This window comes from Porphyromonas sp. COT-239 OH1446 (assembly GCF_000768875.1).
Classification (GTDB): Bacteria; Bacteroidota; Bacteroidia; order Bacteroidales; family Porphyromonadaceae; genus Porphyromonas.
Genome location: NZ_JRAO01000036.1, coordinates 58251 through 82038, shown reverse-complemented (window position 1 = coordinate 82038; position 23788 = coordinate 58251). Strand labels below are relative to the sequence as shown.

Annotated in this window: 17 protein-coding genes and 1 other RNA gene; 11 read left to right on the top strand and 7 right to left on the bottom strand. The window is 52.4% G+C overall.

What is annotated here, in order from left to right; all coding sequences use genetic code 11:
• Positions 1-48: 48 nt before the first annotated feature.
• The 5 genes from carA to HQ37_RS07815 form a co-directional block, all read right to left on the bottom strand.
• Positions 49-1128 carry a glutamine-hydrolyzing carbamoyl-phosphate synthase small subunit gene (gene carA / locus HQ37_RS07830; protein WP_036882182.1) on the bottom strand — a complete coding sequence of 360 codons (1080 nt, stop codon included), beginning with the start codon at positions 1126-1128 and terminating at the stop codon, positions 49-51.
• A gap of 202 nt (positions 1129-1330) precedes the next feature.
• Positions 1331-1736, bottom strand: a transfer-messenger RNA (tmRNA) gene (gene ssrA, locus HQ37_RS08260).
• A gap of 299 nt (positions 1737-2035) precedes the next feature.
• Positions 2036-2920 (bottom strand): endonuclease/exonuclease/phosphatase family protein, encoded by an 885-nt coding sequence (locus HQ37_RS07825; protein ID WP_052080865.1) that lies wholly within the window; start codon positions 2918-2920, stop codon positions 2036-2038.
• An 89-nt stretch (positions 2921-3009) separates the two neighbouring features.
• Positions 3010-3780, bottom strand: coding sequence for a YaaA family protein (locus HQ37_RS07820; RefSeq protein WP_036882180.1), 771 nt, complete (start codon positions 3778-3780; stop codon positions 3010-3012).
• A 31-nt stretch (positions 3781-3811) separates the two neighbouring features.
• Positions 3812-5656: a DNA polymerase III subunit gamma/tau gene (locus HQ37_RS07815; protein WP_036882177.1), complete on the bottom strand. Its 1845-nt coding sequence runs from the start codon at positions 5654-5656 to the stop codon at positions 3812-3814.
• A gap of 807 nt (positions 5657-6463) precedes the next feature.
• Here HQ37_RS07815 and HQ37_RS07810 point away from each other — a divergent pair.
• Together HQ37_RS07810 and HQ37_RS07805 are read left to right on the top strand one after the other, a co-directional pair.
• On the top strand, positions 6464-7555 hold the full coding sequence (locus HQ37_RS07810; RefSeq protein WP_036882175.1) for a mannose-1-phosphate guanylyltransferase: 1092 nt from the start codon (positions 6464-6466) through the stop codon (positions 7553-7555).
• A 119-nt stretch (positions 7556-7674) separates the two neighbouring features.
• A complete protein-coding gene (locus tag HQ37_RS07805) occupies positions 7675-8952 on the top strand; it encodes a DUF2851 family protein (RefSeq protein WP_036882172.1) in 1278 nt (425 codons plus the stop codon).
• Position 8953: 1 nt separating this feature from the next.
• Here HQ37_RS07805 and nrdG read toward each other — a convergent pair whose 3' ends face one another.
• Positions 8954-9454 (bottom strand): anaerobic ribonucleoside-triphosphate reductase activating protein, encoded by a 501-nt coding sequence (gene nrdG, locus HQ37_RS07800; protein WP_036882169.1) that lies wholly within the window; start codon positions 9452-9454, stop codon positions 8954-8956.
• 21 nt (positions 9455-9475) lie between these two features.
• Positions 9476-11881: an anaerobic ribonucleoside triphosphate reductase gene (locus HQ37_RS07795; protein WP_036882167.1), complete on the bottom strand. Its 2406-nt coding sequence runs from the start codon at positions 11879-11881 to the stop codon at positions 9476-9478.
• 378 nt (positions 11882-12259) lie between these two features.
• Here HQ37_RS07795 and HQ37_RS08135 point away from each other — a divergent pair, with 378 nt between their 5' ends.
• From HQ37_RS08135 to lepA, 9 genes are all read left to right on the top strand, one after another.
• Positions 12260-13234 carry a hypothetical protein gene (locus HQ37_RS08135; RefSeq protein ID WP_152566825.1) on the top strand — a complete coding sequence of 325 codons (975 nt, stop codon included), beginning with the start codon at positions 12260-12262 and terminating at the stop codon, positions 13232-13234.
• A 46-nt stretch (positions 13235-13280) separates the two neighbouring features.
• A complete protein-coding gene (gene queG, locus HQ37_RS07785; RefSeq protein ID WP_235264652.1) occupies positions 13281-14195 on the top strand; it encodes a tRNA epoxyqueuosine(34) reductase QueG in 915 nt (304 codons plus the stop codon).
• Positions 14196-14695: 500 nt separating this feature from the next.
• The gene (locus HQ37_RS07780; protein WP_081951822.1) at positions 14696-16750 is read left to right on the top strand and encodes a S9 family peptidase; all 2055 of its coding nucleotides are present in this window, start codon (positions 14696-14698) and stop codon (positions 16748-16750) included.
• Positions 16751-17068: 318 nt separating this feature from the next.
• Positions 17069-17233, top strand: coding sequence for a DUF362 domain-containing protein (locus tag HQ37_RS08255; RefSeq protein ID WP_081951821.1), 165 nt, complete (start codon positions 17069-17071; stop codon positions 17231-17233).
• Between the two features lie 196 nt (positions 17234-17429).
• Positions 17430-18323, top strand: coding sequence for a YicC/YloC family endoribonuclease (locus HQ37_RS07775; protein WP_036882159.1), 894 nt, complete (start codon positions 17430-17432; stop codon positions 18321-18323).
• Between the two features lie 39 nt (positions 18324-18362).
• Positions 18363-19298 (top strand): dimethylarginine dimethylaminohydrolase family protein, encoded by a 936-nt coding sequence (locus HQ37_RS07770; protein WP_036882154.1) that lies wholly within the window; start codon positions 18363-18365, stop codon positions 19296-19298.
• A gap of 16 nt (positions 19299-19314) precedes the next feature.
• Positions 19315-20688 (top strand): DNA repair protein RadA, encoded by a 1374-nt coding sequence (gene radA / locus HQ37_RS07765; RefSeq protein WP_036882153.1) that lies wholly within the window; start codon positions 19315-19317, stop codon positions 20686-20688.
• Positions 20689-20751: 63 nt separating this feature from the next.
• A complete protein-coding gene (locus tag HQ37_RS07760) occupies positions 20752-22008 on the top strand; it encodes a hypothetical protein (protein ID WP_036882152.1) in 1257 nt (418 codons plus the stop codon).
• Positions 22001-23788 (top strand): translation elongation factor 4, encoded by a 1788-nt coding sequence (lepA, locus tag HQ37_RS07755; RefSeq protein WP_036882151.1) that lies wholly within the window; start codon positions 22001-22003, stop codon positions 23786-23788. Before HQ37_RS07760 ends, lepA begins: the two co-directional genes overlap by 8 nt.

Here is a 23788-nt window from a genome sequence, read left to right as displayed (position 1 = left end):
TACGATTTGTCAGTGATTGGTAATTGAGCTCCTGTGTCTTAGCTGCTCCTAGAGCAGGTTGAGAAACTCGTCGAAGAGGGTCATCGTGTCCGTAGGACCGCTGCAAGCCTCGGGGTGAAACTGTGCAGAGAAGTAGGGGAGGCTCTCATGACAGATCCCCTCATTCGTCCCATCGTTGAGGTTGATATAACGCTCACGCCAGCCCGAGCCCAGGGTCGTGGCCTCGACGGCATAGCCATGGTTTTGGCTCGTGATGAAGCAGCTCTTCGTCTCCACCTCCTGCACGGGCTGATTGTGGCTGCGATGGCCGTACTTCATCTTGCTGACCTTAGCTCCAGAGGCTAGGGCCAGGAGCTGATTGCCCATACAGATACCGCAGATGGGCTTACCTTTGTCGAGGGCCTTGCGAACGTGCTCTATGGTGCTCTGACAGGCATTGGGGTCTCCAGGACCATTGCTCAAGAAGAGGCCGTCGTAGTCTATTTGGTTGAAGTCATAGTCCCAGGGCACTCTGTAGAGCGTTACATGGGGACGGATGAGGTTGCGGACGATATTGTTCTTCGCCCCACAGTCCACGAGTACGACCTTCTTAGGGCCATTGCCGTAGACCTGCACCTCGGTGGGGGAGACCTCAGCCATTAGATTGCGCTGGCTGTGATCTTCAAAGGGGATGTCGGACTCACGGTCGCCCTCGAAGACGATCTTGCCCCGCATAGAGCCCTTCTCTCGGAGCGTCTTGGTCAGCTCTCGAGTATCAATACCCGAGAGGCCAACGACCTGCTCCTCTGTAAGCCAGTCGCTGAGCGACCTTATGGCATTCCAGTGGCTATACTTTTCGGAATACTCAGATACAACAAGAGCCAGCGTATGAATGCGCTCGCTCTCCCTATATAAATGAATTCCGTGCTCGTCTCTCTGATCGGAGGGGACACCATAGTTACCAATCAATGGATAGGTCATGACCACTATCTGTCCACGGTAACTCGGGTCTGTTAGGCTCTCGGGGTAACCCGTCATGGCTGTGTTAAAAACGACTTCTCCGGCTACTGCTTGCTCATAGCCGAACGAATAGCCCTCGAATCGACTCCCATCGTCGAGGATTAGGGTTGCTCTTTTGCGCTTTTGCATACTGGTTGAGGACATTACCCTAGACCTTTGGGCCTAGGATCGTTATAAATTTGGGCAAAGATAACGATAATCCTCGATACTCCCTAGAGCGAGAAAGGGCTCGGCAAAGAAGTTTTTTGTGATCCGTTTGACTAGGGAGATCCCCAGGGAATAGGGCGATAAAGTAAGCGGGAGTATCTGTCCTCAGATACTCCCGCTACCGATGTGGAGATGCGGGGACTTGAACCCCGGTCCAAACATGGAACTAACTCGCTTTCTACATGTTTATCCTCTCTTTCGATTTTCATTGTCCAGGTGCGGCAGAGGCGACCATCCTGGGCACTTATCCCTCTAAGTTTAACTCTCCCTAGAGGATGTCAGGAGAGCGATTCCCGAATTTCCGGCACCACCATGATCAGCTCGCCTCGGGACGGGGCTCTCTGGGTGATGTCTTGTCGCCGCAACTGTTGCAGCGATTAAGCTTCAAATCTACTGTACTTCGATTAAGCAGCAAGAGCGTAATTGTTTTCGCCAACTAAAAGTTCGATGTCCGAGATTATAGTGCTGGCCACCCTCGCACTACATGCTTACAAATCACTTCGTCATGCTGTCAAAGCCAAATCATCCCCAAAGTGATACTACAAAGATACGACCTTTTGCTTTCATGGCAAAATCAATCCTATCGCATCCTCCATCGAGACGCTCCTGGGCCTTTTGTTGAGCTCTCGGCAGGGCTTGCCCTGAGCTCCCGATAGGATCTCGACCGAGATCCTATTTGAGTCTCATCTTCGATCCTATTTGAGTCTCCATTGAAATCTTATCTATATCTCTCTTGAGGCTCTATGGCAGTGTGTGGAGAGGGGACGGAGAGTGAGTAGGGGTGAGCTCTATAGAAGTGGCTCTCGAGGGGGGAGGCTTGCTACCCCCTCTATCTATAGATCAAACAGGCCAGGACGGCATGGTGGTCGCTCAGACACACTGCTCCTCTGTCCGTTGCGATGTGCTCTTGGTGTAGTGTCTCTAGGTATTGATTCTTTAGAATATAGTCAATTCGGGGGCGATCGCTTGCTACAAGGCGAGCGAAGTTGTGAAAAGTGCCCTCCTCGCCCTCGGGCTGCTTGACCTCGAGTCTCGTATCTCTTAGGCTCAGGGGATCGGTCTCGTCGGTCATCATCCGATAGACCGGGTCTGTCGGAGCTGCGTTGAAGTCTCCCATCACGATCACGGGTAGGCCCTGCGCCAGACGATTGAGCCTAGACTTGATGAGCTCGGCCGAACGTTTGCGAGCCTCTCCTCCGACATGATCTAGGTGGGTGTTGAGCAGGAAAATCCGTCGAGAGGTCTTCTCGTCCTGTAGGATGAGCCAAGTGGCAATTCGTTCGCATGCAGCATCCCAGCCCATAGACCCTGCAACCTCGGGTTGGTCGCTAAGCCAAAAGTACCCCGCATCCTCGACAGAGAAGCGATCCCTTCGATACAGTATAGCAGCGTATTCGCCCTGCTGGCGACCATCCAACCGCCCAACTCCATAGGCTTCGTACTCGGGTAGTCGCTCCTTGAGATCTGTGAGCTGCTGGTGTAGCACCTCTTGCGTCCCCAGGAGATCGGGGCTATACGTCCTGATCAGCGCAGCGAGCGAGTCCTTGCGGTGTGTCCAATCGTTCGGCGCATCATCCGGATTGTCATAGCGAATGTTGAAGCTCATGACCAATAGGGGTGATGGCGCAGGTTGCACCCCACAGGCGTAGACGCCTAGGACTAGGAGGCAGATGGCAGATAACTTGCTCCAGAGGGGGGTAGAGGAGGACTTCATATACTTAGACTTATTTGTCAGGTTTGATTGATGAGCGAGAGTAGTAGGTTTCACTCAGTGCAGGGCCAAGGCTGGGGCAGGGGTAGGCACTAGTCCATCAGATAGACGAGCTCCGACTGAGAGGAGTGGTCGGGGCAGTAGAGGAAGCCCTCGGGGCTCAAATGGCGCAGAGCTTCGGGATCTTCGATGCGAGAGAGGATGATCGAGCGAGCCATCAGTCCTCGTGCCATCTTCGTATAGATAACGATTTGCTTCGTCGAACCGTCAGGTTGGCGGGTGAGGAAGGTCGGGCTAATCACCTGCACAGCCTCCTCTACAGCTCTCCAGTGGAAGAGCTGCTTCATCTCCTCGCTTGCCAGGAAGCATAGCACCCCACCACGTTGCTGCACCTCGTCGATAAGCATTCGGGTGAGGTCATCTCGCCAGTATTCGAAGACACTCTTTCGCTCCCTCTCGAGCCATACATTACCCTCCATACGATAGGGTTTGATCTCATCGTTTGGGCGCAGTAGCCCATAGACGAAAGAGGTGAAGCGCAGACATTCGCAGGCATACTCCCACTGCTCTCGGTCGAAGGTCTTAGCCCCGAGCTTCCGAAAGACCATCCCCGAGTACATCAGCGCAGCCGCTGCCCCCGAAATCGAAGGATCGACGAAGTTCTGCCAGTGCCGATGAGCCTCTAGAGCTAGTTTGGGGCTGATATGTAGAGCTCGTCCGAGCTCCTCCGCCTTCATGGATAGAGCTTCGGAGACGATTGGGCGAGACTGTTTGATGAGGAGCGGCTCGCTCAGCTCTGTGGGGATCTGAGGCAGCTTGCTCGCAGAGGCAAAGGTCTTGGCTGGGGAGAGTAGGGTAAGCATAGTCGTAGCGTGGAGATGAGAATAAGGGAAGTTAACGTATGAGGCGTAAATTCAGTCGCTCTCGCAGCTGTCCGAGGGCAGGGTTCTCCTGCTCCATCTGTTCGAGGCGGGCCTCCTCACTGAGGACCACCTGCATGCTCTGCTGCTCTTTGGACTCGATACGTAGCTCTAGAGCCCCGTTGTGCAGCTGCTTGCGAAGCGAATGGATGAGCCGGGGCTGCAGCTCGACAATGGGGTCAATGATTGCTGTCGAAGGGGTAAGTCGCACCACAGCCACGTCGGGCTCGATGAGCGTTGGGAGCTCACCAAGCATCGTCTTGCGTACAAAGATCTCCTCCTGGGGCAGCTCATGCTCGGCGAAGTAGATCCAGGCACGCTGTAGGGCCTCCTCGACTATGGGCTCTCGCTCGTCGGTCTCGGCCTCCGAGGGGTTATCCGCTGGAGCATTCGCCCCCAAGGCCTGTGCGGTGGCTGTAGGCCTGCGCCTAATCCCTCGAAATCGTTCTCGTCCACGTCGGGCATCCTCCTCCTGTGCCGTGATGGGCATAGCCACTCGAGGTGGCGTCTCTAGGATCTCCTCCTTTTCGGCAGTCTGTTGCTCTACTTCAGAGGCTGTAGAGGGTGTGCTCGAGGCCTCACTCTCGGGTTCTCTGTGAGGAACACCCTGTACGTTATGGGTAGGATTGCCCGCCTTCGGCTGCGGCATCGGGCTGACTGACCTCGAGGCTTGGGGTGTGGAGACAGAGGCTGCCGCCTTGGGTTGCTGCTCGGCTGCGTTCGGTGCAAAAGTCGAGATGAGGGTCAGTAGGGTAAGCTCTATCAGCAGCCTTTTGTTCGTAGCTGCTCGGTACTGCTGATCGCATTGTACAAGAGCCTTAATGCCTGCAAAGAGCATCGCTGGGGAGCACCGCTGCGCAAGGGATTGGTATTGGAGGAGGACGCTACTGGGCTTCTCGAGTAGCTTAAGGGTGTCGGGATGCTGAGCGACCAATAGATCTCGGCAGAAGGAGGCTAGCCCTCCAATGACCAATTGCCCATCGAAGCCTCGGCCGAGGATCTCGTCGAGGATCAAGAGCAGAGAGCGGTGGTCTCGAGAGAGCAGACACTCCAAGATACGGATGAAGTAGCTATGATCGAGGATATTTAGACAGTCAAGGGCCTTGGCATGGGTGATATGCCCCTCTGAGAAGCTTGCCACTCGGTCAAACATCGAGAGGGCATCGCGCATCCCTCCATCGGCTTTTTCGGCGATCAGGTCTAGGGCTGAGGGCTCAGCTTCGATTCCCTCACTTTGGGCGACGTAGCTCAGATGCCGAGCAATATCCCCAACGGTAATGCGCTTGAAGTCGTAGATTTGACATCGGGAGAGAATTGTCGGCAGGATTTTATGCTTCTCAGTGGTAGCTAGGATGAAGATCGCATAGCTGGGAGGCTCTTCGAGGGTCTTGAGGAAGGCATTGAAGGCTGCCGCCGAAAGCATGTGTACCTCGTCGATGATATACACTTTGTATCGGCCTAGAGCAGGAGGCATGGCCACTTGCTCTGTCAGGGTGCGGATATCTTCTACGGAATTGTTGGAGGCAGCATCTAGCTCAAAAATATTGAACGAACGCTGCTCATTGAAGGCTCGACAGCTCTCGCACTCATTGCACGCCTCTGCCTCGAGGCTGAGACGAGTACAGTTGATCGTCTTGGCTAGCACTCGGGCGGCCGTCGTCTTGCCCACACCTCGAGGGCCACAGAAGAGGTAGGCATGTGCCATCTTGCGCGAGAGGACTGCACTCCTAAGGGTTGTAGACATAGCCCCCTGCCCCACGATGGAGGCAAAGCTATCGGGGCGATACTTGCGTGCTGAGACGATATAATGATCTGCCATTGAAATATTCTGTGATTGCTTGTTAGCCAGTCTATCTACCGAAGGAGAGGCCAGTACAAAAGTACGAAAAAGCGTCGGGCTTACGCTATCTCTCTACAAAGAACGAAGCTTTTATTCCAAGATAAGACCTTGCCTCTGGATAGGTCTAGTGTGTCTCGAACTATCTGATCAATATTCTGGTATCGATACCAATAACAGCGGGTATATACAGCCTTGGGAAGCCACAACAATGATTTCTAAACCAGGACTCAGTGTCGTACATATTGTTGCGATTAGAATGGGCTAAAGTGATTAATTCTGGTTTGCAAGAAAACTTAGCTTAATTCACACCATGATATAGATTTGTTATGGCTATATATGTCTCTATTACGATCCAAGTAGGATCTCGATCGAATTCCTATTTAAACCTCGATCGAACTCCTATCTAAGCCTCGAATGAGATCCTACTTAGCCCTTCTAGAGAACATTCGATAGGAGTTTGTCGTCGAAACTATTTGAGTCTAAATTAGAGGCCTTATTCGGCATGCAGCGAAGGAGTCTGATCTGAAAAGTAAAGGAATCCGAGCATCATTGACTTCACGCAAGAGCTATTATGATCAAGCTTTTGTTAATGCTAATTGATTAGATCCTTATTAGCAATAATATTGATAATCATTCAAATTGAGTCAATTTCTCTAGCGAAGATCTGATGTTGAGGAATCGGTTTTGAATATATTTTTAACCTTTTCTGTCTCTAAAGTCTTGCTGGTAAATAAATATGGTTTATCTTTGGTGTGGTCTTTTATATAAATATAAACGAATTGCGCTATGGCACAAAACACCTACTGCATTATCATGGGCGGAGGGATCGGAAGTAGATTCTGGCCGGCCAGCAGAGACAGCAAACCTAAGCAGTTTCTTGACATATTTGGTACTGGGCGTTCGCTGCTGCAGATGACTTTCGATCGGTTTGCTCGATTTATTCCCGAGCAGAACATCTTCGTCGTTACCAACGAAGCTTACAAAATACAGGTGTTGGAGCAGCTGCCTCAGATTGCTGAGCGTCAGGTCTTGCTCGAACCTATGCGTCGAAATACAGCCCCTTGTATAGCTTATGCTTGTTATCATATCCAGGCCATTGACCCCGAGGCTCGTATAGTCGTGAGCCCATCGGATCATCTGATCCTCGACGAGGCTGCTTTTGAGGTCTCTTTGCGCAAAGCCTTGGATTTTGTCCGTCAGCATGACGAGCTTGTTACCCTGGGTATTCGGCCCTCTAGACCCGAGACGGGCTATGGGTACATCCAAATGAACCTTGAGGAGGGGGCTTGCCCCGAAGGGATCTGTCGTGTCCGCACTTTCACCGAGAAGCCTGACAGAGAGATGGCCCAGGTATTCCTCGACAGTGGCGACTTCCTTTGGAATAGTGGGATGTTCGTTTGGAACATCCGCAGCATCATGGCAGCCTTTAGAGAGCATCTTGCGGAGGTCGTTGCTATCTTCGACCAGGGTGTCGGACTCTTCACCACAGACAAGGAGCATGACTTCATCCAGGAGCACTTCCCTCAGTGTCCCAGCATCTCTATAGACTATGGGGTCATGGAGAAGGCGCACAACGTTTCCGTCCTACCAGTAGACTTCGGCTGGGCAGACCTTGGTACCTGGGGCTCGCTCTACGAGCTCAAGGAGCATGACGAGCAGAGCAATGTCGTCCTGCACAGCCAGGCCGCCTTCTACGAAGCAGAGGGCAACCTCGTCAGCATGGACGACCCCAATATGCTTGTCGTAGTCCAGGGACTCAACGATAGTATCATTGCCCAGTCGGACGGAGTGTTGCTCATCTGTAAAAGAGACGAAGAGCAGCGGATTAAGACTTTCATGAACGAAGCCTCTATTCGCTTCAACAAGAAGTATGACTAAGCAAGAATGATCTCGACCAGGGCACACTGCTGGGCCGCAGATCAACACAAAGAAGACACCCCCTAGGCGTGCCATTGCACGCTCAGAGGGTGTCTTCTTCGACGAAATAAATCAGCTCGATGGAGACTTTCCTGCATTATCTTTGGGCCTCTCGCCAGTACACCTCTCTAGATCTAGTAGGGGAGGCAGCCCCTGCAACCATAGAGGTGATAGATCCAGGGACGCATAACGTCCATGCAGGGCCAGACTTCTTCAACGCCAAGGTTAAGATCAATAATATACTTTGGGTAGGGGATGTGGAGGTGCATCGTTCGGCTGGACAATGGTTCGAGCACGGACACCATCGAGACCCTCTGTACCGATCGGTTATCCTCCATGTCGTAGAATATGCAGATACTAGTACTACGGATCAAGGAGGCAGGCGTCTACCAACCTGCGTAATAGGCGTTCCCGAGGAGCTGAGGGAGCGAGCCGAGTATCTTGTCGCCTCCAGTAGTCTGCTCCCTTGCTCTCCTCTGCTGGGGAGAGTTTCGGAACATTCTATTCGGGAGTGGCTTCATAGTCTAGCTCTAGAGCGTATGGAGCGTAGGGTAGAGCAGATTGCAGAGCTCTATCAGAGCTATTCCGATCCTCGAGAGGTTGGTTACCTGCTCCTGATGCGATACTTCGGCTTCAGCCTCAACAATGACACGATGGAGGCCCTGGCTCGCTCTTTGCCCTATAGGGTGGTAGAGGCCGAGCAAGATCGCCTCGTGGCCCTAGAGGCTGCTCTCCTGGGGCAGGCAGGGCTATTGGATGAGGTCTTGGATGATGATCGTAGGCGGCAGCTTGTGAGGGAATATGCCAGACTGAGACAGGACTATGGCCTTCGCCCAATAGATGCGAGGCGTTGGCTTCGAGCAAAGATCCGCCCCGCCAACCAACCTCTCTCGAGGTTATTACAGTTGGCCAGCATCTTTCATCTTCATAGAGATCTAGCCCAGGAGTGTTTGTACATAAGGGATATAGATCAGCTTTCGAGGCTACTCTCTCTCCACAAGCCCTCTAGGCGAGGCTCATCCTCAGACCAAGAGAGCAGCCCAAGCCTACGCCTAGGAAAGCAAAGCCTCTCAATGCTCTTTATCAATGTGATCGTCCCCTATCAGATCGAGTATGCACGACGGACAGGACAAGTGCCTAGCTTCGAGGTTGCTCGCCATTCTCTAGAGGAGCTCCCGCCTGAGAGCAATAGGCATACACGACTCTTCGATCAAGAGGGTATTCACGCTGCAAATGCGTTAGGGAGTCAAGGGATGATCGAGCTACGCACATCCTACTGTTTACCCCGCAAATGTCTCTTCTGTCGCTGGGGTAGGGAGCTCCTCTCCGCCCGAAGCTCGAAGGACAAAAGAGGCTGAGTTACTCCATCAGAGATATGGTCTCCATCGTGATCGCTCTATCGTGAGGTATTCGGATCAGTCTCTGGTTGCTACTCCCGCGAAAGCGTAGGTGAGGGTCAGCAAGGCTTTGCACAAATCGTCCATCGACAAGCACATCAATGTAGGCCAACGATCGTGCCATATCCTCGTGTGAGAGGATATACTCGATTGTGTAGCCCGTATAACACCAAAGGTTGAGCTTGGTCTCTTCCTTGAGCCTGCGCAGCAGAGGGTAAAGCTCCTGAGGGTTATAGAAGGGGTCGCCTCCGGAGACCGTAATCCCATCGAGGAGGGGATTGGCTCGGATCTCCCGAATAATATCGTTCAATACAGCATCAGAGAGTGGGATCCCGGCGAGGGGATCCCAACTCTCTGGGTTATGACAGCCTGGGCAATGATGCGAACATCCCGACAGGTAGATCGAGTACCTTAGCCCTGGGCCATCGGTGATCGTCTCCTTATATACATTGAGCAATCTCATCACTGCCAAACCTCAGAGGGGCTAATGATGCTTTACTCGATCTCGCTCTTCTGCCTGCTTAGCACTATTCCAGCTGTCGAGGCTGCCTGTGAGGTAGCCTGTGATGCGTCTGAGGCGAGAGATACGCTCGCTCTTACATACAGGGCATTTGTCGTAGATGACACCTCGATAGCCGCAGCTGTTACAGGTATCTACGGGATGATTAATAGAGCCATAACCGATCTGCTCATCGTGCATCGTCTTGACAAGTTTGAGGATAACAGAGACATTCTTCTTTGCCTCTCCATCTAGCTCTACGTAGGTGATATGCCCACCGCCTGTAATGGTGTGGAAGGGGGCTTCACGTTTGATCTTCTCGAACATCCCAATAGGCTCTCGTACATCCACATGGAAGGAATTGACATAGTAGTCTAGGTCATTCACCCCTGGGATCACGCCATACTTCTTACGATCAATGCGGGTAAATCGACCCGAAAGTCCCTCTGCAGGTGTGGCCAGGACAGAGTAGTTGAGCTTGTACTTCTCTTTGTAGCGGCTTGCCACTTCGTTGAGAACACTAACAGCTTGATATAGAGTTTGCCATGCATCCTGGTTCGTGCCATGTCCCTCGCCGTAGAGTGCGACCATGGCATTATGTCCTCCGATAAAGCCAATGCCGAGCGTACCACTCTTCCAAACGTCTCCCACCTCTTCGTTTGGCGAGAGGCGTGCTCCGCCCTTCCAAACGTCGTTACCAAGCATGAAGGGGAACTGTCTCGCCAATGCTTTACGCTGGTACGAATAACGCTCATAAAGCTGCTCGGCGACCATTTCGGCCCGAGCTCGTAACTGCTCCAGGAAGTGCGCGATAGCTAGACTGCGACGCTGATGCTTGTCTGCCCCAGGTAATTCGCTCTCGGCATAGCGCATAGCCTCTATGGCTAAACGAGGCATATTGATCGTGGTGAAGGATAGATTGCCTCTGCCGACTGAGGTTTTCTCCCCATTGATGTTGTCGAAGACACGCGTACGGCAACCCATCGTAGCCACTTCGTAGAGGTAACGCTTAGGATCGTTGGGCATCCACTTCTCGTGCTTGTTATAGTCCGTGTCAAGGAAAACGAAGTTGGGGAAGAGGGCATGAGAGGTCGTGCGGCAAGCGGCCAAGAGGAGGTCAAAGTTGGGGGTCTCGAATTGAACTCGTCCCTGGAGGGCAGCATCGAAGTCCTCCATAGCCCGCTCGTAGTCTGCTTGGCTATAGTTTACCCCGTCCTTAACCTTGAAGATCTGAATGGGGAAGATCGGGATCTCTCCCTTACCCAATCCCTCAACGGTGGATTTGAGAAGCTCCTCGATCACCATACGTCCTTCGGGAGAAACGTCTGTCCCATAATTGATAGAGCTAAAGACAACTTGGTTCCCCCCACGGGAATGCATCGTATTGAGGTTGTGGATGAAGCCTTCCATAGCTTGGTGGGTATCCTTGCGAGTGCGGTCGTAAACAGTGCTGAGCACACACTCGAGTTTGTCGGTAGGTAGGTCAATACCACTGTCTACTAGGATGCCCTGTAGTCGTTCTGCTAGAGCCCGAGAGTAACCCAATTCGATCTGAGCACTCTCGAATTGTTGGACGAGTCGTTTGCTCAGCTCGGATTGATCCTTGAGCTCTAGATCCCCATTGAACTGAAGCAGGAAGATCAATCGATCTGCCAAATGCCGATGAAAAGACTTACGTACCCCTGGAGCCATGAAAAAGTCAAAGGCTGGGATGGACTGACCACCATGCTGCTCATTCTGATTGGTCTGAAAGACAATAGTTGCTAGCGTGGCATAGCTCTGAATATTCTGCGGTGTACGGATACTGCCATTTTTGGTGCGGAAACCCCGCTCGAATAGATCAGCTAGATCGTACTGCACGCAAGTAGCTGTCTTGGTGGGATAATAGTCTAAGTCGTGAATATGGATATCTCCCTGCGCATGTGCACGAGCATAGCTGGGCGATAGGAGATATTTAGTCGCATAATCTTTGGTTACCTCGGAGGCAAAGGTCATCATTTGCCCAGCCGGGGTGTAGGCACTCATATTAGCATTGCTGAGGTTGGTATCATTCTTCTCAATCGTAACAATGCCGTCCATAGTATGCTTGAGACTGGTGCGCTTCTCTCTCTCGACGGTGCGCCATTCTCGATAAATGATATAACGCTTGGCAATCTCGGGACTATACTTCATTAGCTCCCTCTCGACGATGTCTTGGATCTCTTCGACAGCAATTCGTTTCCCTTCTCTTTCGGAGACTGTGTCTTTAACGACCTGAACTATCTGCCCAAGCTTCTGTATATCGGGCTGTTCATCGCCTGCCCTAAAGGCCTTGACTAGAGCATTGAGGATCTTATCTGCATTGAATTCCTGCACGCTCCCGTCTCTTTTGATGATTTGTAAAGAATCCATAGATGTGATTGTTATTGATTGTGTAACGGAATAATAAAGGCCCTATCCCATCCTCATACCTACAAAGGAGAAGCCTCCTTCTCGAGGGAGAAATCCTAGGGGCAAAAATAGCCCTTTTGTTTACCGAAACCTCGCTTCAGAAGAACAAAAGTTATACACATCGAACCTAGCCCTCTCTAGCCAAGGGAAGTACGCCTCAAGATTCTTGAACATCTCTTCGGACGGGAGTGTTTGCCTGGCTATACTCCTCTGCTCCTAGACCCACTTCATCGCTATAGGGGTGGAATATTCGCTCGAGGAGATGATGGTTGTCGATACTGCTGCAACCAATGGAAATCATTAATTTTGTGTCGCAGAACTCTTAGTTAATGCTTCTTCGTGGACAATAGATTAGCTTTACATATCGGGCAGGTGCTGCGCCAGCACACCTGCGCTGTTGTGCCTGCCTTGGGGGGCTTCGTATTGGAATCTCTCCCAGCGAGCTATGATCCTCGGACTGGTCTTGCTACACCTCCTACGACGAAGGTGCGCTTCCAACCCGCTCTCTCGCATCATGATGGCCTGATCGCCGAGTGCTATGCTCGAGTCTACGGGCTCTCGCTCAGGCGTGCCAGGATCTTGCTTGATGAGGATGTCGCTCGTCTACGCCAGGCTCTGCTCCGATGGGGTCGCTATGAGCTCCAAGGGCTAGGAATACTCAACCTGGATGCTGCCGCTAATCTCTCTTTCGTCCCTACGGTAGAGAGGGGCTTCGATCGAGATGCCTATGGCTTGAGTTGTGCCTCCCTCTCCCCTCAAACACCTCCTCTTGAGAGAGAGGCTCAGCCTACGCTGAATGATGGGCGATACTTTACGATCAACATCCCTCGCCGCCTGATCTCTTCGGCTGCCGTCCTGCTGATAGCTATTCTTGTAGCAGTACCACTGTGGTGGGGAGGGAGCAATTCGCAGGAGAAGGCAGAGCCTAGCTTCAAGGCCACCATTGTCCCCTCTACGGAGATCCGCTTACCAGAGATCATCTCGAGCATCCTTCCCGCACAGACAGAAGAGGCCATGCCTACCCCCGAGGAGCAAGCCCTCTCAACCTCCGTCGAAGATCCATGGATCGAGCCCATCTCGGGATGCTACTATGTGATCGTCGCCTCGAGCCGAAGGACTGATATTGCCGAGCAATACCATGCTGAGGCTATGCAGGAGGAGATCCTCCCCAGTCCCCATATTCTTCTAAACGAACGAGTATTTCGTGTGTCTGCGGCCTCATTCGAAACGTATGCAGAGGCACGAGACTTCCTCCGAAGCCTGATCGCTCAAGCCCCACACCATCGGGGTGCTTGGGTGCACCGAGCTCCTTAGTCGGATCGGGATGCAGCGAGATCTCTCTCCACTGGAACAGGCAGATATGATCAGAGCCGAGGCCTACCGCCTCGGCTTCTCTGCTTGTGGCTTTGCCCAGGCCGATGCTGTCCCGAGAGCATTGGCCGAGGGCTATGATCGCTGGTTGTCTGATGCCTATCATGGGGAGATGAGCTACTTGGAGCGCAATACGGATTTGCGCCGAGATCCACGCCTGTTGGTAGAGGGTACTCGTACAGTTCTCGTTGTGGCCATGAACTACTATCCGGGTGAACGCATCGATGCGCATCGACCTCAGTTTGCCTACTACGCCTATGGCCGAGACTACCACAAGGTTGTCAAGCGACGCCTGGAGCAGCTCCTGCGATTTGTCCAGGAGCAGATCGACCCGAAAATCACGGGTAGAGCCTTTGCCGACTCGGCCCCTATCATGGAGCGTTACTGGGCTGTACAAGCGGGCCTCGGTTGGTTGGGGAAGAATGGTCTATTGATCTTGCCTAGAGCTGGGAGCTTCTTTGTCCTGGGCGAATTGCTGCTATCCCTCGAACTCCCTCCTTCAGAGCCTATACGATCACTGTGTGGCAACTGTAGCCGTTGCCTCTCGGCTTGCCCGACGGGGGCTCTCATCGCCCCTGGGGTGATGGACGCCCGTAGGTGCATCAGCTATCTAACTATAGAGCAGAGGGGGCAGCTGCCCGAAGAGCTTCGGGCGAAGATCGGCCGTAGAGTTTACGGCTGTGATGCCTGTCAGACCTGCTGCCCCTGGAATCGCTTTGCAATTCCCACCACTGTAGAGGATTTCGAGCTGCGTGAAGTCCTGCGTACTCTAACAGCAGACAAGCTCGAGGCCATGACAGCCGAAGAGTTTGATCATTTATTCGCTGGCTCTCCCATTCGCCGAGCTGGGTTAGAGGGTTTGCAGCGCAGTCTGCAAGGGTTAAGGGACAACTTCGATGACTGAGCCTCTGCCAGGATCACTGTTCGGTTTCGATGGAGGCTGTACCTGGGCCTCCACTCATAGCCCTACAGACTACTCATTTATAAGATTTTTTGCTGTAAGTTAATCGCTCACTGACTACTAACTTATAAGATTTTTTCTTGTAAGTTAGCAGTTTACCCACTACTAACTTATAAGATTTTTCGCTCCTACTTAGACCTCTACGGAGGTTCTAGACGAGGCCTCGGTGGAGATCCTATTGGGGTCTCTGTTGCGATCCTACTTAGACCTCGATGGAGATCCTATTTGAGTCTCTGTTGCGATCCTACTTGGATCTCAGTCGTAACTCTATTGAGAGCTTATTGACGATTCTATCGAGATCTCTTACCTTATTCTCGTGGAGGCTTGATGGACTCTTCGCTGCTTGGAAAAGCCAACTGCATGACAGAGGCAGAAATATTTGCTAACTTCGCCTTGCACTTCATCTGCACGGTATATAAACTTCAACTTATAACATTTAAGGTATGACAGCAAAACACCTTCTCCTATCCACCTTGGCGGCAAGTACACTCAGTGCGACAGCTTTGGGACAGAGCTCTACTTCTCACCAAGGCATGACCCCCGAGATACTGCTTACGATGGCCCGTGTAGGGGCATCGGACATCTCCCCAGATGGTAAGCAGGTTGTCTATGCGGTGAGCTTCCCCAGCATAGAGGACAATAGTAGCCGCTCCGAACTCTTCGTCGTTGGCTTTGACGGCCAAGGGCGCAAGCAGATCACCCATACTCCTAGCGGAGAATACGCTCCCAAATGGATCGATCAAGGCAGACGCATTGCCTTCCTCAGCCCCGAGAGCGGGAGCATGCAGCTCTGGTCTATGAAGCCTGATGGGAGCGATCGCCGAATGCTCACCGATATAGAGGGGGGGATCGAGAGCTACGCCTTCTCGCCCGATGAGACGCAGGTGGCCTTCATCAAGCAGATCAAGTACGGCAAGCGCACGGTAGATCTCTACCCTGATCTGCCCAAGGCCTCGGGTCGGGTCATCAACAACCTCATGTACAAGCACTGGGACGAGTGGGTAGAGACCATCCCCCATATCTTCGTTGCCAAGCTGGGCGAGCAGCCTGTGGCTCAGAGCCTAGATATTCTCGAGGGTGAGCCCTACCAAGCCCCTACCAAGCCCTTTGCCGATATTAGTGATGTGGCCTGGAGCCCTGATGGCAAGACTATCGCTTACTCCTCCCGCAAAAAGGAGGGGGTAGCCTATTCACTCTCGACGAATACGGACATCTACCTCTATAGCCTCGAGACGGGACAGACACGCAACATCACCGAGGGAATGATGGGCTACGACACGCACCCCCGATTCTCCCCCGACGGCAAGAGCATCTCCTGGATCAGCATGGAGCGTGATGGTTATGAGGCCGACCTCAAACGCCTCTTCGTGATGGATCTATCTAGTGGTGAGAAGACTTGGCTCACAGAGGGCTTCGAGTGCGATGTGGATGAGACCCAGTGGGCCTCCGATGCTAAGAGTATCTACTTCTTGAGTTGCATCAAGGCAGAGACCCAACTCTTTCACTTGCCTCTGAAGACCCGCAAGATCCGTCAGATCACCGAAGGTCAGCACAACTATACCTCGCTCCAGCTTGCGGGCAAGTACCTCCTGGCAGGTCGACAGAGTATGGCCGCCCCTACCGATCTGTACCGAGTAACGATCAAGACGGGCGAGGCCCTGCCCATCACGCAGGAGAATAAGGAAGTCCTCGATCGCCTGAGCCCTATCACCATCGAGAAGCGTTGGATGAAGACTACAGACGGTGGTGATATGCTTGTTTGGGTGGTTCTGCCCCCAAACTTCGACCCTAACAAGAAGTACCCCTCGCTGCTCTATTGTCAGGGTGGGCCTCAGAGCACGGTAAGTCAGTACTTCTCCTTCAGATGGAATCCTCGCTTGATGGCCGAGCAAGGCTACATCGTCATTGCTCCCAATCGCCATGGCGTACCTAGCTTCGGAAAGTCCTGGAACGAACAGATCAGTGGAGACTATTCGGGTCAAAACATTCGAGACTACCTCACGGCTGTGGACGAAATGAAGAAGGAGAGTTACATCGACCCCAAGCGAATCGGGGCTGTCGGGGCCAGCTATGGTGGGTACTCGGTATTCTACCTGGCAGGACATCACGAGGGCCGTTTCTCCGCTCTAATTGCCCACGCAGGGATCTTCAACCTGGAGATGCAGTACATGACCACAGAAGAGATGTGGTTTGCCAACTGGGATATGGGTGGAGCACCCTGGGACAAGGATAATAAGATAGCCCAGCATACCTTCGCTAACTCGCCTCACAAGTTCGTAGATAAGTGGGATACCCCTCTGCTTGTCATCCATGGCGAACTAGACTTCCGCATCCTGGCAGGGCAGGGGATGGCTGCTTTCAATGCCGCTCAGCTCAGAGGCATCCCCAGTCAAATGCTAATTTACCCAGACGAAAATCACTGGATCCTGCGCCCTCAGAATGCTCTTCTCTGGCAGCGCACCTTCTTTGGCTGGTTAGATCGCTGGCTGAAGAAGTAGGCTAGGGGTTTTTGCCTCGAGCCTAGAGAGATATGAGCGGAGGGATTGCCTAGGCAGCCCCTCCGCTCTGCTTATAGAGGGGATAGCCCTATTAGATGGACCTTGGTTGATATACCTACATTGTACTAGTATTCTTTTTCTTCCTTATTAGGGTTTTTATTCTTGATTTATAGCTGTTTGTGTGTCATTCGCTTTCTCTTTGTAGATCATCTCGTAACAAAAAGAATACCTACTATTAGGTATATATCAAAAACTATACTACCTTTGCAGCATCATTCATCACTAAACGATTTATCACTTAAACGGCTTACTACAATTATGGCACATGTTATTACTGACAGCTGCGTAGCTTGCGGCACTTGCATCGACGAATGTCCTGTAAACGCAATCTCGGAGGGCTCTATCTATGTGATTGATGCTGATACTTGCATCGATTGCGGGGCTTGCGCAGGGGTATGCCCTACCGAAGCTATCCACGGTTAATCGGATAGTATCATCTCCCTCTAGGGAGGGAATGGGTTTTGTTACTTCAACGTTTTAAGGCTTGCTGGAGCATCATGCTTTGGCAAGCCTTGTTTTTAGACCATGGTTTGTCTTATTCCTGGTCGTTCTAGCTGCTTGTTAGCTCAAAAAAGTGTACCTTGCATTCGCAAATATAAGACAACGAAGAGTCGAGATTATGATTTACTCAATGACTGGGGCGGGCAAATCTACCGCCCAATGCGACGGGAAGAATATTACCGTCTTTGTTAAAACGCTCAATAGTAAACAACTAGATACCAGTGTTCGCCTACCCGCCATTTGTCGAGAGAGAGAGATCGAGATCCGCAATATGATTGCTGAGCGGGTACAGCGAGGTAAGGTAGACTTTACCCTCTCTATAGACGATGGAGTAGCAGATAATCTCTTGGCGGTGCAGCGTCTCAACGAAGCTGCCCTTAGCTACTATGCTGAGACCATCACACCTGTCTCTCAATCTCTCGGGCTAGGAACTCCTAGTCTAGAGATCCTGCTGCGCCTGCCTGGCGTCCTCGTGCCCAATACCGAGGCAAAGGCTACTGAGGAGCTGAGCGAGCGTGAATGGAGGCTGATCCGAGACACTATTGTCAAGGCTCTCGAGCAGCTACAGAGCTTTCGTGCTCAGGAGGGAGAGATGCTTCGCGATGCCTGCCTAGCTCGTATTAAGAATATTCGCTCTCTACTTGAGCAGGTCGATGCCCCAGAGAGTGAGCGAATTCCAGCCATTCGTCAGCGTCTAGAGGAGGCTCTCGGCAAGCTCTCGGTCGATGCCATCAACAACGGACGACTAGAGCAGGAGCTCATCTTCTATATCGAGAAGCTCGACATCAATGAGGAGAAGGATCGTCTGCGCCATCATCTCAATTATTTCGAGGAGGTTATCGAACTGCCTCAAGGAGCACAGGGCAAGACCCTCGGCTTCATTGCTCAAGAGATAGGCCGGGAGATCAACACCTTGGGCTCAAAGAGCAACAATGCCGAGATGCAGCAGATTGTCGTGCGTATGAAGGACGAGCTCGAGCAGATCAAAGAACAATCCCTCAATATCCTATAGAGCTTAGAGTACATCACCATACTATCACATACATGAGTTATGACACAACCGATCATCCCCAGCGTTAGCAACGAGACTGATTATCTAAAAGTCGTTGTCCTTGGCCTTCCCGAGAGCCTAGGAGGCATCCCCTCTCTATCGGAGACCTACGATGCCAAAAGCTACGAAGCTGTCAGCAAGGGCTTCTTCCCAACTGAAGAAGCTGTCAAGTACGAGATGGGTTGCCTGCTCTCCGTCCTGGAGCGTAATGGCGTCGAAGTCCTTCGCCCAGCCCCCTTGCCGGACTATAACCAGGTCTTTGCTAGAGATGTATCCTTTGTTGTCGATGATACCATCTTCGTCTCTAACCTAATCCCAGACAGAGAGCTCGAAACAGGAGCTTTTGACCCTATTATCAGCAGAATACCCTCTGCGAACATAGAGTATCTGCCCGAGAGGGTGCATACAGAGGGCGGAGATATATTGCTCTTCAATGACATCCTCTTCGTTGGTTCTTACCTCAGGGAGGATTATCCCTCTTTCAAGACCGCTCGAACCAATCGCTATGCAGTTGATTACCTTCGTGAGCACTTCCCCCACAAACAGGTCATAGCCCTAGAGCTGCGCAAGCATGACCAAGATCCTCGCCAGAGTGTCTTGCATCTAGACTGCGCCTTCCAGCCCGTAGGGCGAGGCAAGGCTCTGATTTATCGAGAGGGCTTCCTCGTGCCCGAGCAGTTGGGCCTTGTGGAGGAGATCTTTGGACGGGATAACCTCTTTGCTGTAACGCCGGAGGAGGCTTATCACATGAATACCAACGTAGTCTCCTTAGCCCCCGACAGGCTGATTAGTGATCAGAGCTTCACTCGTATGAATAGATATCTCACAGAGGAGTGGGGGATAGCCGTAGAGACTGTTCCCTACCAGGAGATCTCCAAGATGGGTGGGCTACTACGCTGCTCTACAATGCCTCTAGTTCGGACGCAGACCAAGTAGACCCCAAGTTCGGACGATGAGTAAACAGAAGGTCTCTTTCGCCTGCCAAAGCTGTGGCTCCTATTATCCTAAGTGGCAGGGGCAGTGTACTCAATGTGGAGAATGGAATGTAATCGAGGAGGTGCGTATCGTGAACTCCAATCGCCCCTCTTATGCCCAATCTGCGTCTACTACCTCCGCCCGACCCCTGCAGCTCAGGGAGATCTCTACTACTCAAGAGCAACGCATAGACCTGGGAGACCCTGAGCTCAATCGTGTGCTCGGTGGGGGGCTAGTACCTGGAGCTTTTGTCCTACTCGGGGGAGAGCCCGGGATCGGCAAGTCTACCCTGATCCTACAGACAGTCCTCAGATCTCCTCTAAAGACGCTGTATGTCTCGGGCGAGGAGAGTGCCTCGCAGCTCAAGATGAGGGCCGAGAGGCTAGGGAGTGGGGCAGCTGAATGCCTCGTCTACTGCGAGACCAATCTAGAGCGCATCCTCGACGAGGCCAAAAGCCTGAGGCCAGACTTACTCGTGATCGACTCCATTCAGACGATACAGACCGAGCTCTCAGAATCCTCCGCTGGCAGTGTCTCTCAGATACGAGAGAGTGCCAACATCCTCCTCAAGTACTCCAAGACGGAGAGTGTCCCCGTTATCCTCATTGGTCATATCAACAAGGAGGGGAGCATCGCTGGCCCTAAGATCCTCGAGCATACGGTAGACGTGGTGCTACAGTTCGACGGAGATAAGCACTACATGTACCGCATTCTTAGGGCTAATAAGAATAGGTTCGGCAGCACCAGTGAGCTGGGGATCTATGAGATGCAACAGCAGGGCTTGCGTGGGGTAGAGAACCCCTCAGAACACTTGATCTCCCGAGAGAGGGCTTCGCTCAGCGGTATTGCCATTGCTGTGGCGATGGAAGGCATGCGCCCCTTCCTCATAGAGACCCAATCTCTAGTGAGCTCGGCAATCTATGCTACACCTCAACGCTCTGCCACAGGCTATGATACTCGGCGCATGAATATGCTTCTAGCTGTCTTGGAGAAGAGGGCCGGCTTTAAGCTCGTCCAAAAGGATGTCTTCCTCAACATCGCTGGGGGCATTCGGATCAATGACCCAGCCAGCGACTTAGCCGTTATTTCTGCAGTGCTCTCCTCTAGCTTAGATATTGCTCTGCCCGAGGGCGTTTGCCTCACCGGAGAGGTCGGGCTCTCTGGAGAGGTCCGTCCCGTTGGGCGTATCGAGCAGCGTATCGTAGAGGCTGAGCGTTTGGGCTTTAGGGCAATTATCTTGCCTCAGGCCAACCTACAGGGCTTCTCCCCGAGCAAGTCTTTGGCTATTCGCTGTGTAGGGGTTCGAACTGTAGAGGAGGCCTTTCGCCTGCTTTTCAAGCCTAGAGAATAAGCTTCACCCCTGCTGCTCGCTTTGGCTAGGATGGCATCTAGCACTGAAAAAGACTAATGGACAATGACATCAGAAGAGATTGCACAAATCATAGCCTATCGAGATCAGTATCAACATCTCTCTCCCGAGCGCATCTTATTGGGTAGTACTCAGATCCCCCCCTCACTGCGCTCGGCTGTAGCCCTGCAAATCAAGGAGAGGAAGGCACTAGAGCGTAAGCTCCCTCATTGGGCGAGCCAGGGGGTATACCTCCCCTCGTCTCTGAGCCTGGAGCAATGCTCCAGCCAATTGGCTGCGACCTACAAGCAACGCTTCGTCGATGGTCAGGATCTAGTTTTAGAGCTTAGTGGTGGACTGGGCGTAGATTTCTCCGCTTTCGTCGAGAGGGCTGCTGGGGGGATATACGTCGAGGAGCAAGAGGCCCTCATCGAGGCGGCCTCGTACAATCTGCCCCGCCTCCTACCACGAGGAAGCTTCTCTATCGTACACGGCAACTCGATGGAGCTACTGGAGGCCTTGGTTCGAGAGCATCGCCCGAGCCTTATCTATGTCGATCCAGCTCGTAGGGCTGGGGTGGATCGGCAGCATCGTGTCTATGCCATTGAGGATTGTAGCCCCTCTTTGAGTGAACTGCTCGAGCGGCTGCCTCCACTCTATGACGGCATGGGTAGCCCACGGCCTAGGTTGCTCGTTAAGCTCTCTCCTATGCTCGATCTGATACATACCCTCCAACAAGCTCCTCATACCCGAGAGCTGCATATTGTCTCAGTAAAGCAGGAGGTTAAGGAGCTACTCCTACTAATGGATCTCTCGATCCCTCCACTCTCTCCAGAGTCTGTGCCCGTATATGTCGTGGAGATTGACAGCAAGGGGCAGAGGCAAGAGCTCTGCTGGCATAGGGGATGGAGTGAGGAGGCTACTGCCCCACAGCGCATAGCGAGCGTAGTAGGGGAGTATGTCTATGAGCCCTCGCCCGCTATGATGAAGTCAGGCTTCTTCAAGAGTATTGCCGCTCGCTATGATCTAGAGGCTCTGCACCCGGATGCTCACCTCTACACCTCTGATGAGTATAAGGCGGAGTTTATAGGCCGCCGCTTTCGTTGTCAAGAGGTCATCCCTCTAAGAGCTTCACAACTCAGGACTATAGGCAAACGCCTTGGGCGGGCTCAGATCAGTTGTCGCAATCTTAGTCTCTCTCCCGACGAGTTGCGTAGCCGCCTTGGCATCAAGGACGGAGGCGAACGAACCCTCCTGGGCACTAGGCTCTCAGATGGCAGTCAAGTCTTGCTTAATTGTTATCTTTGCAGCCATGATGAATAAGATCCGCAACTTTTGCATTATCGCACATATCGACCATGGTAAGAGTACCTTGGCTGACCGTTTGCTCGAGACAACGCAGACCGTATCGGGCAAGGATTTGCAGGCTCAGGTGCTTGACAACATGGATCTTGAGCGTGAACGTGGTATCACGATCAAGAGCCATGCCATACAGATGAATTATAAGCAGGACGGGCAAGACTACGTCCTCAACCTCATAGATACCCCGGGGCATGTAGACTTCTCCTATGAGGTCTCCCGATCGATCGCTGCCTGCGAAGGGGCTCTGCTGATCGTCGATGCCGCACAGGGCATTCAGGCACAGACTATCTCTAACCTCTACATGGCCCTCGAGCAGGATCTCGAGATCATCCCTATAGTCAATAAGGTCGATCTGCCTAGTGCTATGCCCGAAGAGGTTGAGGATCAGATCATCGAGCTCTTGGGCTGCAAGCGAGAGGAGATCATCCGGGCAAGCGGCAAGACAGGGCTTGGTGTGGAGGATATTCTGCGTGCTATAGTCGATCGCATTCCCCCCCCCAAGGGTGATCCCGAAGCCCCTCTGCAGTGCTTGATTTTTGACTCCGTCTTCAACCCCTTCCGAGGCATTATCGCCTATTTCAAGGTTGTTAATGGTGTGATCCGTAAGGGCGATTTGGTTAAGTTCATCGCCACTGGCAAGGAGTATGATGCCGACGAGGTCGGCGTTCTCCGCCTGGATATGGAGCCTAGAGCCGAGGTCAAGACTGGCGATGTAGGCTATATCATCTCGGGGATCAAGACCAGCAAGGAGGTCAAGGTCGGCGATACCATTACCCATCGGACAGGTGGAGCGAAGGAGGCTATTGCTGGATTTGAAGAGGTGAAACCCATGGTATTTGCTGGCCTCTATCCGATCGAGAGTGAAGACTTTGAGAACCTAAGAGCCTCGCTGGAGAAGCTCCAGCTCAACGATGCCTCTCTGACCTTCCAGCCAGAGAGCTCTGCCGCTCTAGGCTTTGGATTCCGCTGTGGCTTCCTGGGACTGCTGCACATGGAGATCATACAGGAGCGTTTGGATAGAGAGTTCAATATGAATGTGATCACCACAGTGCCCAACGTGTCGTACAAGGTCTATGACCGCAAGGGTGGATGTATAGAGGTGCACAATCCCTCTGGACTACCCGATCCGACTCTGATAGAGCGTATTGAAGAACCCTATATCCGAGCCAGCGTGATCACCCATACAGCCTATATTGGGCCGATTATGACGCTATGCCTAGGAAAGCGAGGTCAGTTGGTCAAGCAGGAGTACATCTCTGGAGAGCGTATAGAAATCTTCTTTGATCTGCCTCTTGGAGAGATCGTTATTGACTTCTATGACAAGCTCAAGAGTATCTCCAAGGGTTATGCTTCTTTTGACTACCATATCAGTGAGTTTCGCCCGAGCAAGCTCGTCAAGCTCGACATTCTGCTCAATGGCGACCCCGTAGATGCCCTCTCGACCCTAACGCACTTCGACAATAGTGTACCCTTCGGACGTAGGATGTGTGAGAAGCTCAAGGAGCTCATCCCTCGTCAGCAGTTTGATATTGCGATCCAGGCTGCTATCGGGAGTAAGATCATTGCTCGTGAGACGATTAAGGCAGTGCGCAAGGACGTAACGGCTAAGTGTTACGGCGGGGACGTTTCTCGTAAGAGAAAGCTGCTGGAGAAGCAGAAGGAGGGGAAGAAGCGTATGAAGCAAATCGGAACTGTAGAAGTACCTCAGAAGGCATTCCTTGCCGTATTGAAACTAGACTAA

What these genes read in the sequence shown, in the direction of transcription:
- HQ37_RS07820 (WP_036882180.1), bottom strand. Translation starts at nt 3,780, where the DNA reads ATGCTTACCCTACTCTCCCCAGCCAAGACCTTTGCCTCTGCGAGCAAG.
- HQ37_RS07815 (WP_036882177.1), bottom strand. Translation starts at nt 5,656, where the DNA reads ATGGCAGATCATTATATCGTCTCAGCACGCAAGTATCGCCCCGATAGC.
- queG (WP_235264652.1), top strand. Translation starts at nt 13,281, where the DNA reads ATGATCAGAGCCGAGGCCTACCGCCTCGGCTTCTCTGCTTGTGGCTTT.
- radA (WP_036882153.1), top strand. Translation starts at nt 19,315, where the DNA reads ATGAGTAAACAGAAGGTCTCTTTCGCCTGCCAAAGCTGTGGCTCCTAT.
- HQ37_RS07780 (WP_081951822.1), top strand. Translation starts at nt 14,696, where the DNA reads ATGACAGCAAAACACCTTCTCCTATCCACCTTGGCGGCAAGTACACTC.
- HQ37_RS07770 (WP_036882154.1), top strand. Translation starts at nt 18,363, where the DNA reads ATGACACAACCGATCATCCCCAGCGTTAGCAACGAGACTGATTATCTA.
- HQ37_RS07775 (WP_036882159.1), top strand. Translation starts at nt 17,430, where the DNA reads ATGATTTACTCAATGACTGGGGCGGGCAAATCTACCGCCCAATGCGAC.
- HQ37_RS07825 (WP_052080865.1), bottom strand. Translation starts at nt 2,920, where the DNA reads ATGAAGTCCTCCTCTACCCCCCTCTGGAGCAAGTTATCTGCCATCTGC.
- lepA (WP_036882151.1), top strand. Translation starts at nt 22,001, where the DNA reads ATGAATAAGATCCGCAACTTTTGCATTATCGCACATATCGACCATGGT.
- nrdG (WP_036882169.1), bottom strand. Translation starts at nt 9,454, where the DNA reads ATGAGATTGCTCAATGTATATAAGGAGACGATCACCGATGGCCCAGGG.
- HQ37_RS07760 (WP_036882152.1), top strand. Translation starts at nt 20,752, where the DNA reads ATGACATCAGAAGAGATTGCACAAATCATAGCCTATCGAGATCAGTAT.
- HQ37_RS07805 (WP_036882172.1), top strand. Translation starts at nt 7,675, where the DNA reads ATGGAGACTTTCCTGCATTATCTTTGGGCCTCTCGCCAGTACACCTCT.
- HQ37_RS07810 (WP_036882175.1), top strand. Translation starts at nt 6,464, where the DNA reads ATGGCACAAAACACCTACTGCATTATCATGGGCGGAGGGATCGGAAGT.
- HQ37_RS07795 (WP_036882167.1), bottom strand. Translation starts at nt 11,881, where the DNA reads ATGGATTCTTTACAAATCATCAAAAGAGACGGGAGCGTGCAGGAATTC.
- carA (WP_036882182.1), bottom strand. Translation starts at nt 1,128, where the DNA reads ATGCAAAAGCGCAAAAGAGCAACCCTAATCCTCGACGATGGGAGTCGA.
- HQ37_RS08255 (WP_081951821.1), top strand. Translation starts at nt 17,069, where the DNA reads ATGGCACATGTTATTACTGACAGCTGCGTAGCTTGCGGCACTTGCATC.